This is a genomic window from Spirosoma pomorum (genome assembly GCF_054776615.1).
In genome coordinates, this window is sequence record NZ_BAAHBP010000046.1 from 1 (window position 1) to 863 (window position 863).

1 rRNA gene is annotated in these 863 nt (G+C 54.7%); it reads left to right on the top strand.

Going from position 1 to position 863, the window contains the following annotated elements:
• Positions 1-863: ribosomal RNA gene (locus tag ACYVAD_RS26180) — 16S ribosomal RNA — on the top strand; the annotation flags it as partial.

Here is an 863-nt window from a genome sequence, read left to right on the forward strand (position 1 = left end):
ACGGGCCGCAAGGTCAGTGGCGAACGGGTGCGTAACGCGTAAGCAACCTGCCCACAACTGGGGGATAGCCTTGCGAAAGCGAGGGTAAACCCGCATGGTTCTACTGGATCACCTGGTTTGGTAGATAAACATTTATGGGTTGTGGAGGGGCTTGCGTCTGATTAGCTAGTTGGTGGGGTAACGGCCCACCAAGGCGATGATCAGTAGGGGTTCTGAGAGGATTGGCCCCCACATGGGTACTGAGACACGGACCCAACTCCTACGGGAGGCAGCAGTAGGGAATATTGGGCAATGGGCGCAAGCCTGACCCAGCCATGCCGCGTGCAGGATGAAGGCGCTCAGCGTTGTAAACTGCTTTTATCTGGGAAGAAAAGTATGCCTGCGGGTGTATGTGACGGTACCAGAGGAATAAGCACCGGCTAACTCCGTGCCAGCAGCCGCGGTAATACGGAGGGTGCAAGCGTTGTCCGGATTTATTGGGTTTAAAGGGTGCGTAGGTGGTAGCCCAAGTCTGGTTTGAAAGCTGGTCGCTCAACGATCAGATGTGGCTGGAAACTGGGTTACTTGAATGGATTGGCGGTAGCCGGAATGGGTCATGTAGCGGTGAAATGCATAGATATGACCCGGAACCCCGATTGCGAAGGCAGGCTACTACGATTTGATTGACACTGAGGCACGAGAGCATGGGTAGCGAACAGGATTAGATACCCTGGTAGTCCATGCCGTAAACGATGATTACTGGCTGTGTGCTCGATAGAGTGCGTGGCTGAGCGAAAGCGTTAAGTAATCCACCTGGGGAGTACGCCGGCAACGGTGAAACTCAAAGGAATTGACGGGGGTCCGCACAAGCGGTGGAGCATGTG